At 56.8% G+C, this 17,539-nt stretch carries 14 protein-coding genes; 10 read left to right on the top strand and 4 right to left on the bottom strand.

The genetic code is table 11. From position 1 onward, the window contains the following. Positions 1–24: 24 nt before the first annotated feature. The 3 genes from EBB_RS18515 to EBB_RS18505 form a co-directional block, all read right to left on the bottom strand. Positions 25–1,953: an asparagine synthase-related protein gene (locus tag EBB_RS18515; protein ID WP_192395241.1), complete on the bottom strand. Its 1,929-nt coding sequence runs from the start codon at positions 1,951–1,953 to the stop codon at positions 25–27. Between the two features lie 54 nt (positions 1,954–2,007). Continuing rightward, positions 2,008–2,628 (bottom strand): hypothetical protein, encoded by a 621-nt coding sequence (locus EBB_RS18510; RefSeq protein WP_192395240.1) that lies wholly within the window; start codon positions 2,626–2,628, stop codon positions 2,008–2,010. 231 nt (positions 2,629–2,859) lie between these two features. Then, complete coding sequence (locus EBB_RS18505) at positions 2,860–3,552, bottom strand: class I SAM-dependent methyltransferase (RefSeq protein WP_192395239.1); 693 nt, start codon at positions 3,550–3,552, stop codon at positions 2,860–2,862. Positions 3,553–3,857: 305 nt separating this feature from the next. Here EBB_RS18505 and EBB_RS18500 point away from each other — a divergent pair, with 305 nt between their 5' ends. Further along, positions 3,858–5,534 carry a carbamoyltransferase family protein gene (locus tag EBB_RS18500; protein WP_192395238.1) on the top strand — a complete coding sequence of 559 codons (1,677 nt, stop codon included), beginning with the start codon at positions 3,858–3,860 and terminating at the stop codon, positions 5,532–5,534. 79 nt (positions 5,535–5,613) lie between these two features. Here the strand turns inward: EBB_RS18500 and EBB_RS18495 are convergent, their stop codons facing one another. Then, positions 5,614–6,243 (bottom strand): 2OG-Fe(II) oxygenase, encoded by a 630-nt coding sequence (locus EBB_RS18495; protein ID WP_192395237.1) that lies wholly within the window; start codon positions 6,241–6,243, stop codon positions 5,614–5,616. Between the two features lie 529 nt (positions 6,244–6,772). Here EBB_RS18495 and EBB_RS18490 point away from each other — a divergent pair. From EBB_RS18490 to EBB_RS18450, 9 genes are all read left to right on the top strand, one after another. Next, a complete protein-coding gene (locus EBB_RS18490) occupies positions 6,773–8,524 on the top strand; it encodes an ATP-binding cassette domain-containing protein (protein ID WP_192395236.1) in 1,752 nt (583 codons plus the stop codon). A 3-nt stretch (positions 8,525–8,527) separates the two neighbouring features. Next, the gene (locus EBB_RS18485) at positions 8,528–9,769 is read left to right on the top strand and encodes a lipopolysaccharide biosynthesis protein (RefSeq protein ID WP_192395235.1); all 1,242 of its coding nucleotides are present in this window, start codon (positions 8,528–8,530) and stop codon (positions 9,767–9,769) included. Between the two features lie 105 nt (positions 9,770–9,874). Next, positions 9,875–10,990 carry a hypothetical protein gene (locus EBB_RS18480; RefSeq protein ID WP_192395234.1) on the top strand — a complete coding sequence of 372 codons (1,116 nt, stop codon included), beginning with the start codon at positions 9,875–9,877 and terminating at the stop codon, positions 10,988–10,990. Positions 10,991–11,021: 31 nt separating this feature from the next. Then, a complete protein-coding gene (locus EBB_RS18475) occupies positions 11,022–12,164 on the top strand; it encodes a glycosyltransferase family 4 protein (RefSeq protein ID WP_192395233.1) in 1,143 nt (380 codons plus the stop codon). A 7-nt stretch (positions 12,165–12,171) separates the two neighbouring features. Beyond that, positions 12,172–13,293: a glycosyltransferase family 4 protein gene (locus EBB_RS18470; RefSeq protein WP_192395232.1), complete on the top strand. Its 1,122-nt coding sequence runs from the start codon at positions 12,172–12,174 to the stop codon at positions 13,291–13,293. A 6-nt stretch (positions 13,294–13,299) separates the two neighbouring features. After that, positions 13,300–14,391, top strand: coding sequence for a non-hydrolyzing UDP-N-acetylglucosamine 2-epimerase (gene wecB, locus EBB_RS18465; protein WP_192395231.1), 1,092 nt, complete (start codon positions 13,300–13,302; stop codon positions 14,389–14,391). A 3-nt stretch (positions 14,392–14,394) separates the two neighbouring features. Continuing rightward, on the top strand, positions 14,395–15,690 hold the full coding sequence (locus EBB_RS18460) for an O-antigen ligase family protein (RefSeq protein ID WP_192395230.1): 1,296 nt from the start codon (positions 14,395–14,397) through the stop codon (positions 15,688–15,690). Positions 15,691–15,730: 40 nt separating this feature from the next. Continuing rightward, positions 15,731–16,678 carry an NAD-dependent epimerase/dehydratase family protein gene (locus EBB_RS18455; RefSeq protein WP_192395229.1) on the top strand — a complete coding sequence of 316 codons (948 nt, stop codon included), beginning with the start codon at positions 15,731–15,733 and terminating at the stop codon, positions 16,676–16,678. 65 nt (positions 16,679–16,743) lie between these two features. Beyond that, a complete protein-coding gene (locus EBB_RS18450; RefSeq protein WP_229429436.1) occupies positions 16,744–17,478 on the top strand; it encodes a class I SAM-dependent methyltransferase in 735 nt (244 codons plus the stop codon). Positions 17,479–17,539: the final 61 nt, after the last annotated feature.

Genomic DNA, 17,539 nt, shown 5'->3' with positions numbered 1-17,539 from the left:
GAAAGGGAACGGCGCAACCTGTATTTAAAAATCGCTCTGTTCAACCCAACGCAAAAAACGCGCAACGTTCAACGCACGCGGCAAGGCCAGCGTAACTGCCGGCCCCTGTTTCGGCCAATCGCTTACGGTTTTTTCGAGGCGCGGCAGATCGATGCAACGCGCAACCAGCGGTATCTCCGCCAACCCGGCGATTTCGCCCCCCATATCCTCGCGCAGTTTGTCCAATCTGCTCAGGATTTCCGGGTTTTGCATGCCAATCCGTTCTTTTTCCAAAACCGAGGGCGGCAGCCGGTCGCTCAAAGCCTTGCGGGCGAGACGGCGGGCGATGCCGTCCTTTAGGTATTGATCCTGGGGTATGGACAGGAAAAATTCGACTAGCCGCCTGTCGAGCAACGGATCGCGGCTTTCGATCCCGCCCAATGAACGCATGGCGGTGAGGATGTCCTTGCCATGCTCATTCCGGTTCAACATCGACAGCATAACGCCCTGTGAGTCCATGCTCCCCGTGCAGATCATGTCATAGCCTGCGTCGCGACTACGCCGGTATAGATTTATTTCGCTGGCGAAAGCCGGATTAATCATGCTGAAGGCGCTCCACAATTCGGCTTGGCCTTGTTTCATCCGGCGGTGCCAACGCAGTAGCGCGGTGGGTAGCAGTGGGCGCACCACCTCCGTTTTGAGCAAGCGCTTCCAGCCATATCCGAAAGGCGCGCGCTTTCCCGTCAAATAAATTTCGCGTCCAAGGCGCAGCCAGCGTCCTTGCCTGAACATATCGGACATCGAGCGCAATCCGTCATAACTCCATGCAGCGTTTCCGGCTTGCCCGGTCAATAACACCTTGATGCCCAAATTTTCCGCCAACTCGCGTCCCGGCATGAACCAACCGATGTTGGTGATGTTGCGCGCGGGCATGCCCCCCGCCTCGAAAAATGCCGAAGGGTCTTTTTCTATCCAGTGCGGCTCGCTGGAGCTTGCCAGATGAATATCCAGGTTGGGATGGAGTGCGGCGATTTCCCGCAAGTAGGGGCGTTCGTCGTTGTACCAGGCGGGCGCGGGCGGCGGCAGTTCCATGCCTTCGGGCGGAACCGAGCACACCGCGAACAGGCGATTGGGTGCAAGTAGCCGTGCCGCCGTGGTCGCCACGGCGGAAGAATCGAGCCCGCCGCTGATATGCGAAGCTATGGGGTCTTTGGCCCGCAAGCGGCAAGCGACCGCGCGTTCGAGCTGTTCGCGCGCCGCTTCGACATATTCCGAGTCGGAAGACAAGCGCAAACGCTTCGCCGGATTCGGCGTCCAATAAGTTGAAAAGCTCAAGCCTTTGCGATCGAAAGCCGCGATGCTCGACTTGGGCATCCGGCGCACGTTTTCATAGAATGTATTCTCGGGGTGGTGCATGTTCAGGATCAGGAAATCGGCGATGCCCAGTTCGTCCACTGTTTTAGGTACGCCGGGCAAGGCCAGCAATGCCGGGAAAGTATTGGCGAACGCGAGAAAGCCATGTCCTCGGTAATAATACAAGCTGCGCGTGCCCATCTGGTCGCGCACGAGCAGCAGACATCGTCTTTGGGTATCCCACAACGCAAACACGAAATCGCCGACCAGCCGGGCAGGCGCGGCTTCGCCCCAGCGCTCCAACGCTTGCAGCAACAGCCATCCATCCGGTACAGTTTCGGCCTGCAACGAAATACCTAGCGCCGCGCCAAGCTCTTCGCGGTTGTCGATACGCCCGTCAAGGACGAGCACCAGACGCCCGTCGGCGCTTACCCAGGGCTGGCGCTCCATCAGGTCTTCGTGGGTGACGAGAGACTGCCTAACTGCGAAACCGGTTCCATCCTGCGTCCAGTATTGCGCCTCCAGCAATCCCGGCTCGACCATGCGCTTTGCCGCAGCCGCCAAGTCGAACGGCGTGACCGCCTCGCCTATATGGCGGACAATGCCCGCGATAGTGCTCATAATTTCTCCAGTTTATAAAACATCGCCTCGTTGTACGCATTGTGAAATATCAAGTCACTTTTTTCGTGCATCATGTTCGGCCAATCGCGCCAGTTCCGGCATGTTGAAATAATTCGCCCAATCCACCGGGCGGACAAAATGGCTCGTGCCCTTGGGAATGAAATGAAAAAAAACCAAGTGGCAGAAATTTTCCCGTTGCGCTTGCTGTATGGGCTCCCGGTAGTGCCACTGGCTACTCCCGGAAAAAATGACGGCATCGCCGGGCTGGAGTGTGCGGGGTGTGAAACGGAGCTCCGTATCGTGCTTGATCTCGTTTATCCAATTTTCCTTTTCGTAAAGGCATTCCTCCGGCCAAGGGACAACCTGGCTGAAGTAAACCGGCCAAGGGGCGGATTGTTCCAGGCACAGGTCCAATGTCCATTTGGCCAAGGGGGCGTCAAGGTGCGGCGTCAAAAAGCCCACATCTTTATATAAACTGAGGAAATTGTAAGAAGGTTCGACCTGCTCGTTTACTTCCTCGCTCACCCTGGCCGCGAGCTCTTTTTGAATCTCAACCAACTCTGGCAAATTATGCAGTATGGTTCGTCCCATGTGCAGCAGTTCTTTTTTGTTCAGGTTCCCCGGAGGAATGGCATGCGCCGCCTCCAGGGCTTTCTCGAAAAGCGCCTTGCCCAAAACATTTTTTATTTCCCTAACCTGAAAATCCGCCGGCGTCCGGAAAACGTCGAATGCCTCGGTGAATTCGGCCAGCCTGCCGGGATAACATTGGCTCACGATTTCCTTTGCGGAAACATAGCTGCTTAGCCAGCCGCTGTCGTACCAAGGGAATCTTTTAGTCATTTTTTATCGTGGCCTGGTTGTCTGGAGTCGGGAAGAAAAATAAGGCTCGCATTTACAGCACGTAAGCTATGGCCCCGTGCCGCCAAACTGCTGCTCGAGCAGGAGCCGCGGCCGCAAAATAAAAAAAAGCGCCGGCGGGCCTTGGGTTTGTTGACCATGATAAAAGGTATCCCAGGACTTTTCTACGCGAAAAAGTGATTCTAGGGGCTTGACCATGCCGTACTGTCCGGCATTGGCCTTGAGCAGAAACAAGCCGTTGTCTTTCAAAAGACGGCGGACGTTACGGCAATAATCCTCCAGCTCCCAACTCTTTAGCGTTGCGAAACAGCCCCGGTCGGCGACTACGTCAAAGGTATCCCGCAAGGTGGTGGATAGAATGTTATCGGTGACAAATGCCAGGGAAGCGGCCGGTATTTCTTGCTTTGCCGCGTTGCTTCGGGCGGTGTTTATGGCTGTGGCCGAAACGTCGGTCGCCGTCACCTCAAACCCCAATTGCGCATAACCAATTGCCTGCATGCCGACGCCGGCCCCAATCTCCAACAGCTTGCCGGACTCCAGCCCATAAAGCCCTAGGGATTCAGAGAAGTCCGGGTCCAGCGTGTCGAGTTCGGGGCAGAATGCGCCTTCCCCGGTCAGGTGCTCCTCGTTGCGGTAGCGGTTCTCCCACCTGAGCGTGACCGCGAGTGTTTTTAGTTTTTTTTCATCCGTTTTCAACGCTATTTCCCGGCTGGCCTTGTCGGCCACCTTATCAGATTGCATGGGCGCGCCACAATTGATGTTTATGCATTGCAATCGCGTAACTGCGCGCTCCATGTTTAAACGTTTACTTGGACAAGCGCAGGCGCTCAAGATTGATGTGTAGTAAGGTATATTGCACACATTGTCGAAACCGGATATTTTTTTCGGGGCTTGCACATGCAGTCAAAGCATTGCTTAGCACCACTGTGGACTAGATCAGATTGATTTAATTGCGGATAGCGAAACACCTAGCGCGAGAGTATTGAATGCCATTATTCATGATATTTCCTTCTTTTGTCAGCCAGGCCTGATCACTCGTGTCGTCCTTGCGTGAACCCTATATTCTCGGCCTAAGCGATTCCCATGACGGATCGGCTTGCCTCCTTCATGGCGAACGCCTGTTGTTTGCCGTGAAGGAAGAAAGACTGACCCGGCGCAAACATCAGCGTATTTCGGCGGGCGCTTTGTGCGGCTCGATCGTTTATTGCCTGAATGCCGCCGGAATTACCATCGAACAGATTGATCTGGTGGTGGTCTGCGTCCAGGGACGATCCCGGGCACCGAGGCATGACATTCGCCAAAACAGGTTGCTCGGCCCATTGGCTGCCGCCAGAAAGGTGCGCTGGATTCCTCACCATGCCGCTCATGCTGTCAGCGCGTTTGCACTGTCCGGGTTTTCCGAGGCGGCAGTTCTTGTCGTCGACGGTATCGGCTCCTCGGTCGAAGATTTGTGGGACAGCGAAAAAGCCGTCGCTCGCGGTCCGGACGAGATGAGCTTTGAGACTATCTCTAGCTATATGGCTAGCGGCACACGGCTTGAGCCCGTCCATAAAATTCTCAGCCCCAAGAGCGCCAGTAGCGCCATGGAAGGGCCGGGGCTCTTCCACTTCGGCAGTCTGGGACTGATGTACTCGGCAGTGGCCAAATTAACCTTCGAAAAAGGCACTGAATCGGGCAAAGTCATGGGACTTGCCCCATTCGGCCGTCCGGTGTTCCCGCCTTCGGCGTTTTTCGACATCGAAGGCGACGATTTTCATTTCCACCCGACGGTTCCCGACCTATTCCCTTCGATACCCGCTTGGCCAAAACAGGCCGAGCGGCATCAGGATCTGGCCTGTTCGGTTCAAGGAGCGCTGGAGGTAGGCGTTCTACATCTGGCTAAAAACCTTCGTGCCCGCACCGCCGCGCGCTATCTTTGCTACTCGGGGGGCGTGGCGCTAAATGGGGTGGCCAACGAAAAACTATTGCGGGAGGCGGGCTTCGAGGACATCTTTATCGTGGCGGCGGCGGATGATTCCGGCTGTGCCATCGGCGCGGCTTATTGGGGGCTGTGGCAACTGGGCGGACACCATCCCAAGCAAAGACTGCTTGCCGACTCGTTTGGCCGACTTTACGACCGGCAAAGCGTGTGCAACGCAGCGTCAATAACCCCCGGCGTTCGCCTTCTTCCAATCGCATCGGAAAGCCGCGAAGCAGTCGATCGCATACTCGATGGTCAATATATCGGTTTTTTCAACGGCGGCTCCGAACTGGGGCCACGTGCATTGGGTCAGCGCAGCATCCTCTGCGATCCGCGCGGTGCCCACCGCAAAGACGAGTTGAATGAACGTATAAAAAAGCGTGAGTCGTTTCGTCCTTTTGCACCAGCCATCCTGAGCGAACATGCCCGGGATTGGTTCGATTTGGCTCTCGACAACAACGACAGTCCCTTTATGTTGCGGGTCAGCCCCTTCCATCCGGAAAAGCAAAAGCTAGTGCCGGCAGTCGTACATGTAGACGGAACCGGACGTCTGCAAACGGTCAACGCTGAAAACAACCCTTCCTTGCATGCCGTCATCAACGAGTTTTACCGGCGGACACGCGTGCCGCTCTTGCTGAATACCTCGTTCAACGGCAAAAACGAGCCCATCGTCGAAACGCCAAAGCATGCCCTGGACTGCATGCTCGCCATAGGTCTCGATGCGGTCATCTTTCCCGGATACGTCGCCATTCCGGTGCGCTGACTACGCCGTATCGTTTGCCGAAGATATAGATAACACCGGTCTTCCGGGAAAAAGTGCGATTCCGCCGGGGAGGATTCCCTTACTTTTGTAGCCGGGAGCGCCGGTACCAGCAATTGATGGAAAAACGGGATTTAGCAAATTCGCCCGACGGGCAGGATACCGGCAGCACCTCGTGCGGAACCCAAGCCGGAAACAATACCAGCTTATCGCGCTCGGGTTCGATATCGACGAAACCCTCCCCTACGAAAGAATAAAGCCGAAGCTGCCCGCCGCCGAAGTTTTTCGGCAACGCATGAAAATACAATACCCCGGTCAAAACCCTTTGGGTTTTCTCGTCCGGATATTCGGTTGCCGTGTCGATATGCCGTTTGAAAAATGCCCCATCGTTATGCGCCACTATTTCGATTTCGCAGCGGGCCAAATCGAATGGAGCGAGCCGGAGTCCATCAACAGCCCGTGCCATCACGTCCTCGAATCGCGCTTCCAGTTCGGGGCGCAAGCCGCAGAAATCGCGTAGTACTTGCGACAAGCGGAATTCAGGATCGAGCCGTTGCCCTGCGTAATTGCCGATTTTCGTCGGCGCAAATTCGGCTTCCCGCACTATCGCATGATCCAGCAAACGCTCGACCAGATCGTTCCCCAAAAAATCCTGCACAATGCAGTAAGGGGGAATGCGGTCGAATAGATTCGAAGCTTCCTTTGCTTTCATGTATAACATGGAGGCTGATATTGCATGGTTTTCAAGCTTGCTCCAAAGCGGTTGTGGAATCAGGAAAACGACCGGAGGCGCCCTGGGCTGGCTCTCCGCGAGGTAAAAGCATCCCGGTATTTACAGTATCAAAAAATTTTATTATACCGCATGCCTAGCAGTGACCATGAGAGGAAAGGAGCCGTCTACTGCGTCTTAGAGTTGAAGGATAGACTACCTCTTTTGCCCCTTTTATGGGCGTTTTGCGCAGCAATGACCGAAACTTCGTTCGCCGTCACTTCAAACCCGCATTGCGCGCAGCGTATCTCCCGCATACCGATCCCAATCTCCTCGTCTATTCGCCGCTCCCTCGCCCGAGAAGCCCGATGCCTGGCCGCGGCTGAAGCGTGATAGACGGTATAAGCATTGCCCCAAATCGGAATAAAAACATCGTTCGCCGCGAAGGCCCGCCTATCATGCTAAATAGCGGCATTCAGGCATTCTTGACACAACCGCCGGCAACCCTACCCGCGTGTTATTATTCAACACTATGACATCGGACACCCAAAATAACCGCGCTGGAGATCAAGGGCTTTTTCGCGCTTATCTACGAGAATTTTTACGTTTCGACCCACCGACAATCCGTCGCGCCGCACTACTCAATATTATTTCGGCGGGCATGGAAGGCGCGGGGTTGCTGATGCTGTTGCCGCTACTGACCTTGGCGGGCGTGTTTGACACCGAAGACAGCAGCTTTACGGTGGCTCACAGCCTCCTTTCCAGCCTGAAGCTAAACTGGGATTTCGAAACCGCGCTGGTGTTTTTTGTGACACTGATTGCGGTGCAAGCCTGGCTCATGCTGCTACGGGACCGGGTATGTCGCTCGCTGCAATTGCGCTTCGCCGATCATTTAAAACAACGACTTTATGATGCGGTAGCCCACTCACGCTGGAGTTATCTCACCGGCCGGCACAGCGGCGAAATTCTCAACGTTCTTACTTCCGAGGTGCAGCGAATCGGCATCGGCACCTATTTCCTGTTGCGCCTGTCTACCCTGTCTCTGCTGGCACTTGCCTACCTGTCCGTCGCCTTCCGCATGTCGCCCCCTCTCGCCCTGCTTGCACTGGGCACCGGCTTACTGCTTTGGCTTTTGCTACGGAGCACGGACAGGGCAAGCCGAGAAAGCGGCATACTGCTGGGACAGGCGAACCGCGACCTGCTCACCAGGACACAGGACTTCCTGTCCGCCTTGAAGCTCATAAAAATACACGGCGAGGAAGCCAGCCACATCTGCCAGTTCAATGATGCAGTCACCGATGTCAGTCGGCGCTTTATCGATTTCCAAAAAAGCTGGACCCGCGCGCAAATGGCCTACCGCATGGGCGGCGCCGTTGCGCTTGCCATACTCAGTTACTCAGCGCTCACCCTGATGGCGCTGACGCCTGCGCGTTTGCTGGTAATGATTGCCATATTCGCCCGCATGTTGCCCCACCTTTCTGAAATCGCCGGCGGCCGGCAGCAATTGCTGCACATGCTGCCAGCGTTTTCGGCCTGGCAAAACCTATTAGCAGCTTGCATGGCAAACCGCGACTTTCCGCCAGCCCGCGATGAGCCCGCGCCACTACAAGACCGGATTGTCCTCGGCCGGGTAGCTTTCCGCCATCCCCAATCGCACCTCGCGCTGACGGTCGAGCACTTGGCGATACCCGCCAAAAAGACCACGGCCATCGTCGGCGTTTCCGGCGCCGGCAAAACCACCCTGCTCGATTTGCTAAGTGGACTGCTCGCACCCGACAGCGGCACCATTTGGGTTGACGGAGTCGCGCTGGCCGAACTTCCGGGCTGGCGTAAAAGCATTGCCTATATTCCGCAGGAAACCCTGATCCAGGACGGCACCCTCCGTGACAACCTGCTCTGGGGCAACGCTGCGCCGACCGATAATGAGATCCGGTGCGCCCTTGAGCAATCCGCTTTGTTCGAACTAACCGAAAAGCTGACGCGTGGCCTGGATACACCGATTGGCGAACGCGGCGTCAAACTTTCCGGCGGGGAGAAGCAGCGTCTGGCACTGGCTCGCGCCCTGCTTCGCAAGCCGCAATTGCTGATTCTGGACGAAGCCACCAGCGCACTGGACGGCGACAGCCACCGGCAGGTGCTGGACACGGTCCGCGGCCTGCACGGCAACATGACGATACTGATAGTCAGCCACCGGCACGAAGAGCTGGCCGGGTTGATCGACGGCAGCGTACAAGTGGCAGACGGCAGGGTTGAACCCTGGCGCCCGGCGCCGGGCCATCGCTAAAACATGCCACTGCCGGCCGCGCTTCGCGCGCAACTCCGTTCGGCTTCGGCGCAATGGCTGGCCACGTTTTACGTCGCCCTGGTATCGCTGGGCATATCGGTGTTATTGGCGCGCCGCTTGGGGCCGGAAGCCTTCGGCACCTATTCCTATGTTCTGAGCGCAGCCACGCTGCTGGTACCGCTCCAGAACGCTGGACTTTCCACCTTGCTGCTGAGAGAAAACACTTCCGCCACCCCGGCATTGGCCGGATTGACGCCGGCTCTGCCCGGGCTGGCGCGGGGCCACTTACTGGCCGTTTCGCTGGCAATGATGCTCGGCGCAGCCCTTGCGCTGCCGCTCCCCGAGGCCGCGAGGCTGTCCTGCGCCATCTTCTGCTTCGGCGCAATCGTGCTGTCCCAACAGATATCCGCGCGCCTTAAGAGCGCCGGGGATTTTTACGGAGAAGCCCACTGGCAGATATACGGCAGAACCTTCGGCGCCTTACCGGTCACCGCCGTCGCACTGCTAACCGTCCCCAGCCCAAACGCCGTATTCTTATCCTGGGGCAGCGGATTACTAATGGCATGCTGGGCGATGTCGGTCAGGGGCGGCCAACTGCGTCCGCATTACCCTTTGGAGCCTTCCGTCTACAGAGCAAGTCTCGGCTTTGTCTGGATCGAACTGACCACCACCATCTACCACAGGATCGATATTGTGATTTTGCATCAGGTGCTCGGGGATACGCCAGCGGTAGGCCATTACGCCGTCGCTTACCGTCTGTTTGACGGCGTGGCACTGTTAATCGCGCCGATCGCCGCCATGTGTTTCAGAGAGCTGCGGCTGGTATGGCGAGACGCGGATGCGCTACGCCAACTGAGCGGCAAGCTGCTGTTAGCGGCAATCGGTGTGGGCATTCTGCTGGCCGGTGTCGGCTACTTTGCGGCCCCCGTCGCGGTGCGGCTGTTTTTCGGTGCTGCTTATGCCGGAGCATCCGCCGAACTGGCTGGCTGGCTGTTTTTCGGCTTGGCCTTCATGCTGCCCAACGCCGTTCTTACTCAGCTCGCCATCGCGACAAACCGAGAAAGATGCTATGCTTGGGCCGCTAGTTTCTCGGCACTCCTGAACATCTCGCTCAATTTCACCCTGATCCCCGCATACGGCATACTGGGAGCCGCCTGGGCGACAATCATGACGGAAGCCGGATTGGGGCTGGCACTCTATATAGGGATGACCCGGCGGAAAAGCTTTTTCGGTCCGCTGGCCTGATTTGAGCGACAAATCATTTGTTCGGTTTAATTATTCATGCACACGAAATCTTCCGTTCCTTCCACAGCGCACTACCCGGACGAAATATCCTTAACCGAAGCAACCTTGAAAATCTGGACGTTTTATCGCGGCTTTGCGCGCTTGCTATTCCCCGCCGCCCTTTTAACGGCTCTTGCGGCCGCAGCCTGGGTCTCGTTCCGGCCCGTTTACGCGGTTACGGCCATTCTGGATGCTCCACAGTTAAGTTTGAACGAATGGCGCACTTTCTCACCGCTGCTGGCGGACAAGGCGCTAGTTCAAGCCTCTCTCTCGGCTATGACGAGCCTGGAGGACCGGGAACGGCAAACGTTGGAGAAAAATTTTCTGACGCCGGCTTTCTGGGAATCCCGCATCCAGTACAAAACCGCCCTCCGCCGCGACGATATCAAGGAAACCCCCAACGCCGATCCGAAGAAATCAGACACCCTGGGTCTGGAAATCTCTATAACGGCAAGCGACGAAAAAGCCGCCGCGCAACGGTTCGAGGCCATGGCCAACCACATCCGCCAAACCATGATCCACCACAGGCTGACGAACTATTTGCAGGAGCAAAGGCAAACCATGGCGCGAAAGCGCGATGAAACCGCGATCGAACTAATCCGGCAACAGTTCGCTGTCGACCTTAGCGAGCAGCGTATCGCCGACATGCAAAAACTGCTCAAAACCTATCCCGAATTGCGCCGTATGGATACCACGACCGTGGTCTCAGTCGAAAGCGGAGGCGGCAAGTATTTGTCTCCACTTGCGCAAATCGTGGCGCTCGAGGCGACCATTTCCGAGGCCAATGCCAGTATGCGCGCCGTACGCCGGCAGCAGGAGGAAATGGCATTGCGCGGACGCTTCCTAGCCGAAATCGGCACCCCGCCCCCGCTTACGGGCAAAGACTTGGCCGCCTGGCTGAATGAGCGGAAAAAAACGCTATTTGCGTCAACCGATCAGCAATCGCAGATAACGCAAGAAGTCTCGCACGATTTGGACTTGCATTTGCTGGACCCATTGCTATACACCGACCTTTGGCAGTTTAAAACCCTGCCGACCAGCTTTCGTACCCCCATATTGCTCCGGCGCCCCGTGCCGGTGGCTGTTATCACGTTCCTGGCGGTCTGGCTGTTGCTTCCCCCTGTCGTGTTAACATTTCGCGCAATCCGCCGACGAATCACCCCGCATTTTCCGGCCACCTGAAAAGCAACCGAACCCTCCGCACCGAACTTAAATGGATATTATTTTATCAACCGATGCCATTAGGCAGCCGCTGACGGGTATCGGACGCTATACCAGCCAACTAGCCCGACAACTGGCACAGCATCCGGAAATCGGCGAGATTTGGTTTTCGCATGGCGGGAAACTCTTGCCCCAAATCCCCGAAGCACGGCATCGGCCAGCGGTCGTCACGTGGTTACGCGACAGCTTTTCAAAATACAGCCCGCTACTCGATGCTTACCGCAAAATGCACTCGGTTGGCAAAGCCCGTTCAATCCAGCACGTCAACAATGCCCTTTATCACGGAACCAACTACTATCTGCCGAAATTCGCCGGACGGAGCGTTGTCACTATCCACGATATCTCGGTATTCACTCTGCCGGAGTGCCACCGGGCGGATCGGGTAAACTTTCTGCGAAAGGAAATGGCCCTGGCACTTGAGCGCGCCACCGCCGTGATCACGGTTTCGGAGTTTTCCAAACGGGAAATCATGGCGTACTTCAATTGGCCGGCGGAGCGAATTTTCGTCACACCCTTGGCAAGCGCCGGCATTTTTTATCCGCGCTCCGCACCGGAACTCGCACCTCTGCTCAACGCTAGCCAACTGAATCCCGGCAGTTACTGCCTATACGTAGGTACCCTAGAACCCCGGAAAAATCTCGGCGTTTTGCTGGATGCCTACGCGGGCTTGCCGTTACCCTTGCGTAGGCTATATCCGCTGGTACTATCGGGACATTCAGGCTGGAACAGCCAGGCACTCCATGACAGAATTCGGCAAGCCGAGCAGGAAGGCTGGTTGCGCTACCTGGGCTTCGTTCCGGACGCTCGATTGCCGGCACTGATGGCCGGTGCCCGGCTCTTCGTGTTCCCGTCATTTTATGAAGGCTTTGGTTTGCCGGTGCTGGAAGCCATGTCCTCGAGCGTTCCGGTTATTTGTGCCAATACCGCCTCGCTCCCCGAAGTCGCCGGTAATGCGGCCGCCATGTTCGCGCCACAAGACACGGACCGGCTCGCCGAGCTGATCGCCATGGGCCTGAAAAACGAAGAATGGCGCTCGGCAGCAACCCAAAACGGCCTACGGCAAGCGGCATGCTTTAGTTGGGAGAAATGCACAGAACTGACCCTGCTGGCCTACGCGGCTGCCTTGAGCGACTGAGACGGGCATGCGTATCCTGCATTTCTACAAAACGGCATTCCCTGAAACCATGGGCGGCATCGAACAAGTCATCGACCAGATTGCCCGAGGAACCAACAAACTCGGCATCGAAACCGCAGTCCTCACATTGACGACTGGCGCCGATACCCATCCAATTGAAGTGCACGGCTACCAGGTCCACCGCGCCCGGCGCGACTTTCAGCTCGCATCCACGGGGTTTTCCGCCTCTGCGTTCATGCGCTTTAAGCAGCTTGCTCAGCAAGCCGACATTATCCATTACCACTTTCCCTGGCCCTTTATGGACCTGCTGCATTTTGCAGGCCGTATCAACAAACCCTATCTCGTGACTTATCACTCCGACATCATCCGCCAAAGGTTACTCCTCAGCGTCTATCGCCCACTAATGAATCGGTTCATGCACGACGTCGATCATATCGTCGCTACCTCTCCCAACTATTTGGCAACCAGCACGGTGTTGCAAAAATATGCCGCCAAGGTCAGTGTCATACCGATAGGATTAGATAAAACCACCTATCCGGTTCCAGACCCGGAACGTTTGAGTTTTTGGCGAGAAAAACTAGGCGAGCGTTTCTTTCTGTTCGTTGGCGTATTGCGCTATTACAAGGGGTTGCACATCTTGCTGGAAGCCGCCAAGGAAACCGATATTTGCATCGCTATTGTCGGTGCCGGACCGACAGAATACGAATTGAAACGCAAAGCCGCCCAACTCAAGCTTCACCACCTCCGTTTTTTCGGTTACCTGCCAGAAGAAGACAAGGCGGCTCTTCTGGAACTTTGTTACGGCGTAGTATTCCCGTCGCATTTGCGTTCGGAAGCCTTCGGTATTTCATTGTTGGAAGGCGCGATGTACGGCAAGCCCATGATCTCTTGTGAAATCGGCACGGGAACCACGTATATCAACATCGGCAATGAAACCGGGTTGGTCGTTCCGCCCAGCGACCCCACCTCGTTACGCGCCGCCATGCGTTACCTACTGAATAACCCCGCCAAAGCCGCCGAAATGGGACGCCATGCGGAACACCGGTATTGGCAGTATTTCACGGCGGAGCAGATGGCGCATAGATATGCTGCTTTGTACAAAAATCTGTACGCTAAGACATTACACTGATAGACCATGCACATCACTTACGTCTTGGGTACACGCCCGGAAATCATCAAACTTGCTTCACTGATTCAGGCCAGCGTCCGCGAAGGCTTGCCGTTTTCGATTATTCATACCAATCAGCATTACGCCGAACGGATGGATCGTGTTTTTTTCAATGATCTGGAACTGCCTGAGCCTAACCACCATCTGGGTATCGGTTCCCTTTCGCACGGTGAGCAGATCGGTCGGATGTTGACCGGCATAGAACGGGTATTGCTGGCACAACGCCCTTCTGTTGTAGTCGTGCAAGGAGATACAAACAGCGCGTTGGCAGGCGGACTCGCCGCCAACAAACTCGGCATCCCCCTCGCGCATGTCGAGGCCGGGTTGCGTAGCTACGACCGCAGCATGCCCGAAGAAATCAATCGGGTGCTAATTGACCATCTCTCCGACCACCTCTTCTGCCCGACTGCCAACCAGGCCAATTATTTGGTCGGCGAAGGCATCCGCGGCGGCCACATTCACATCACGGGCAACACCATCGTCGATGCCGCCTTGGATTATGCGGAGACCGCCCAACGGCGTTCCGACATCTTGGACAGGCTCGGCTTAACGCAGGGAAAATACAGTCTACTGACCTGCCACCGCCCTTCGAATACCGATGATCCGGCCCATTTTGCCACCTTGATGGACGCAGTTGCCGACATTGCCGAAGCGTCCGGCTTCCCGTTGGTGTTTCCAATACATCCCCGTCTAGGCGAACACCAACGGCAGGCGGCCGCAAACCACCACCAGATTACCTTAACCGATCCGGTCGGCTATTTGGATATGCTGGCCTTGCTGCAGAACGCCGCGTTGATTCTGACCGACAGCGGCGGCGTCCAGGAAGAAGCCTGCATCCTGCAACGCAAATGCTTGATTCTGCGCCGAAATATGGAACGCCCGGAGGCATTAGAGAACGGCGGCTGCGTCTTACCCGCCAGCTTGAGCGCATCCGATCTGCGCTCAGCTGCGCTGGCACTGCTCGAGCGCCCGGTGGTTTGGAACAATCCTTTCGGTGACGGATTCGCCTACCGGCGAATTCTGGACACATTGACAGCAACCGCCGACACCCATCTTTGACGCATGGCCTTGTGCAAAGACGTCAGCTCGACCAGCCCCCTGACGCCAAGCGCCATTACGACGGTACTGTGCCTGGTTGCCTACCTACTGTTCAGCCTGCAACAAGTCGTCATAGCCGATTGGTTGGGCAGCGGTGTCTCCCTCGGCGCGACGGCTATCCGCGTATTGGTCGGCGCCTCGTCAGTTTGGCTGTGGCGGCGACAAGGCATACCGCCTGTACTCCGCCTGCCGTTTCTGGCTGTCTTAGCCTGTATGGCCGCGCTCGCAGCCTCGGTACTCATGTCGGCGCATCCTGTTATCGCCATCAAATTCGCCATCAAATACGGCACGTCCTTGCTGCTGTTGTGGATCTTGCTGAATCTGGCTCTCGCTTTTCCTGCTTTCCCCTTGGCGGCGACCAAGGCAGCATTGCTGGCCCTTTGGGGAAACCTCCTGCTGAGTATCGGTGTGCGTTTTGATAGCGCTGTCCTAAAAAACTTGTCTCTAGCCTTCCATCCCGAAGCGAGCTTCAAATATTTGCCAAGGGTCTCCGGAATCTATGAACATCCGGCTATTTTTTGCGCCATTTCGGTGATGCTGGCCCTATTGGTCACACAGCTTTACCTCCTCAACAGGTTAACAAAGCCTGCGTGGTTATGGGCCGTCACAGGGGCGTGTCTGACGCTGCTGCTGACGGAATCCCGCAACGCCTTGGTACCACTGGTGGCGTTCGCCGGCGGTATGGCTTTACTGCGACGAAAAGAATTTCTCGCTTACGGGGTTTGGAGGATCCTCGGCGGCATCGCCTTGCTCGCCGGCTTCCTAGCCTTCATGCTGTGGAAGCGCCACGCTGAACTGACCAGCGCCATCCACGAAAGCCCACTAACGGCGTTTTCCCTGGGGCGCACCTACATTTGGGCCGGTGCTTTCGAGGCCTGGCGCAGCCACCCATGGACCGGCCTGGGAGCGGGCGTCTTCCAATTTTTGACCCCGGATTACACTGGCGGACGCTTCGACCGAGGCGAGCTACACGCCCATAACCTGATGCTGGCAATCCTCTCCGAAACAGGGTTGGCCGGGTTCTCGGCTTACGCCTTGCTCCTGTATTCAATATGGATGCCGCTATTGAAACGCGGGATCGGCGCGGCGGGACGCCATTGGATTTTACTTTGGCTGCTTACCTTACCTTGCTTCGGGCTTTTCGATTTTTACTTGCCGTTCTACGGCTTTACGATACATTTGGCCCTAGTCATCGCCAACCAATATGCCTTGGCGTATCCTTGCCCGGAAAAACGCATGACTGGTAGGACAAGTCCCTAATGAACATATCGACGCAAGAATCGCCGGAGACAGGCCGCACATGAACGAACTTTCCCGAGTTTTGGTGACGGGCGGCGCGGGTATGATCGGCCGGCGGGTGGTGGCGCAATTGCAGGGTTTGGGGGTGGAAACCGCCGTGTTGGACAACCTTTCCAGCGGATTGCCTATGCCGAAATCCACCGCGTTTACGGTGCAAGGCGACATTCGCAACGCCGACGCTCTCGACGAACTTCTCCGCAACTTCCGCCCCGACGCCATTCTGCACCTGGCCGCCGTGCACCACATTCCCACCTGCGAGACTCAGCGCGCTTACTGCCTAGATGTCAACGTGACCGGTACCGAAAACCTGCTGTGCGCAGCGGAAAACAACGCCATCGGCCGGGTTGTCATAGCCTCCAGCGGCGCGGTCTACGCCTGGGAAGACGCCCGGCTCAGCGAGGACAGCACCCCGCTGTGGGCCTGCGACAATTACGCCCTCGCCAAAACCTGCACCGAATCCCAATTGCGCTTCTGGACCCAGCGTAGTGGCGGCGTTGGCCGGGTAGCGCGCATTTTCAATACCATCGCCCATGACGACCCGAACGCCCACCTGATCCCGGACATCACCGCGCAACTGAAAAACGGCGACGGCACTACGACGTTACGCCTGGGCAATTTGTCCTCCAAACGCGATTACCTGCATGCCGACGATGCCGCAGCCGGATTGATAGCCCTGTTGCGCGACGACCGGCGGACAGTCGCTTACGATAGTTTCAACCTCTGTTCGGGCAGCGAACACTCGGTCGAAGAGTTGGTTCGCGCCATGGCAAATCTCCTGGAACGGGATATCCGCATCGAGACCGATCCCATCCGCCGGCGTAAAATCGACCGTCCCAGCCAGCTGGGCAACCCCGACAAGGCACGCCAGCTGCTAAACTGGATAGCCCGCATGTCTTTTAACGACGCTCTGTCGGCAACCATTTTGCAAAATAGCGACTTCGGACAATGACAAACCAGGCACCAGAAGCAGATCGCCACTCCGGCCCCACCGTCGACCCGCCATCCCGCCGTGGAATGGCCGACCTGCTCGAACAAACCTCCAAATTCCGGTTTCAAACCCTGTTGGACATTGGTATGGGAGACGGATACGCATCGAGATGTTTCGCCAGCCAAGGCAAGCACGTCACCGCGACCGGGTTCGAAATCGACTCTTACCCGGCATCGCCCCTGCCGGACGCCGTTAAGCTGGCGCGAGACACCGACATCTGCGACATGTCCTGCTTTGCGGATGCATCGTTTGATGCCGTATGGTGTTCGCACGTTCTGGAACATGTACAGAATTCTGGACTGGCGCTTGCCGAAATCAGACGCGTGTTAAAACCGCAAGGCATGCTTTTTCTAGTGGTGCCCGAATACGCGCCAGTCCTGGTCGGCGGCCACGTCAATACCGGTTGGAACTTGGGAACACTGATGTATAACCTGGTACTATCCGGCTTCAATGTCCGCGAAGGCGAGTTTATCAATCATTGCTGGAATGTATGCGGATTTGTCTCGCGCGGCGAACTACCTGCCGTTAGCTTGCGCCGCGACCGGGGCGACCTGGAAATCTTGGCCGGCCATTTTCCGGAGGAAGCGCGAGTTCACCAGCATATGCGCGTAACCATGCTAAACGTGGGCTGGCACTGGCATGAGCTCATTCGCGTTCGCGCCGAAGCCACTTTCCGAAAAGTCTATCTGCACCGGCTTATGCTCGGTTGGGCTCCGCCCGCGCTTATCAACGCGTTGCGCCGGTTACGGGCACGAGACTGATCGCCGGGGCTGCGCGCATGTCTGTCGGTAAAAACCTACTCCTTACCTTGCAACTCGGGCT

Origin of the sequence: Methylomonas fluvii (assembly GCF_014850975.1) — a bacterium.
Classification (GTDB): domain Bacteria; phylum Pseudomonadota; class Gammaproteobacteria; order Methylococcales; family Methylomonadaceae; genus Methylomonas; species Methylomonas fluvii.
This window is presented reverse-complemented; position numbering and strand designations above follow the sequence as displayed.

Bases quoted from the DNA above. Each gene is read 5' to 3' on its own strand.
- EBB_RS18515 (WP_192395241.1), bottom strand. From the start codon at position 1,953: ATGAGCACTATCGCGGGCATTGTCCGCCATATAGGCGAGGCGGTCACG.
- EBB_RS18505 (WP_192395239.1), bottom strand. From the start codon at position 3,552: ATGCAATCTGATAAGGTGGCCGACAAGGCCAGCCGGGAAATAGCGTTG.
- EBB_RS18495 (WP_192395237.1), bottom strand. From the start codon at position 6,243: ATGAAAGCAAAGGAAGCTTCGAATCTATTCGACCGCATTCCCCCTTAC.
- EBB_RS18490 (WP_192395236.1), top strand. From the start codon at position 6,773: ATGACATCGGACACCCAAAATAACCGCGCTGGAGATCAAGGGCTTTTT.
- EBB_RS18485 (WP_192395235.1), top strand. From the start codon at position 8,528: ATGCCACTGCCGGCCGCGCTTCGCGCGCAACTCCGTTCGGCTTCGGCG.
- EBB_RS18475 (WP_192395233.1), top strand. From the start codon at position 11,022: ATGGATATTATTTTATCAACCGATGCCATTAGGCAGCCGCTGACGGGT.
- EBB_RS18470 (WP_192395232.1), top strand. From the start codon at position 12,172: ATGCGTATCCTGCATTTCTACAAAACGGCATTCCCTGAAACCATGGGC.
- wecB (WP_192395231.1), top strand. From the start codon at position 13,300: ATGCACATCACTTACGTCTTGGGTACACGCCCGGAAATCATCAAACTT.
- EBB_RS18460 (WP_192395230.1), top strand. From the start codon at position 14,395: ATGGCCTTGTGCAAAGACGTCAGCTCGACCAGCCCCCTGACGCCAAGC.
- EBB_RS18455 (WP_192395229.1), top strand. From the start codon at position 15,731: ATGAACGAACTTTCCCGAGTTTTGGTGACGGGCGGCGCGGGTATGATC.
- EBB_RS18450 (WP_229429436.1), top strand. From the start codon at position 16,744: ATGGCCGACCTGCTCGAACAAACCTCCAAATTCCGGTTTCAAACCCTG.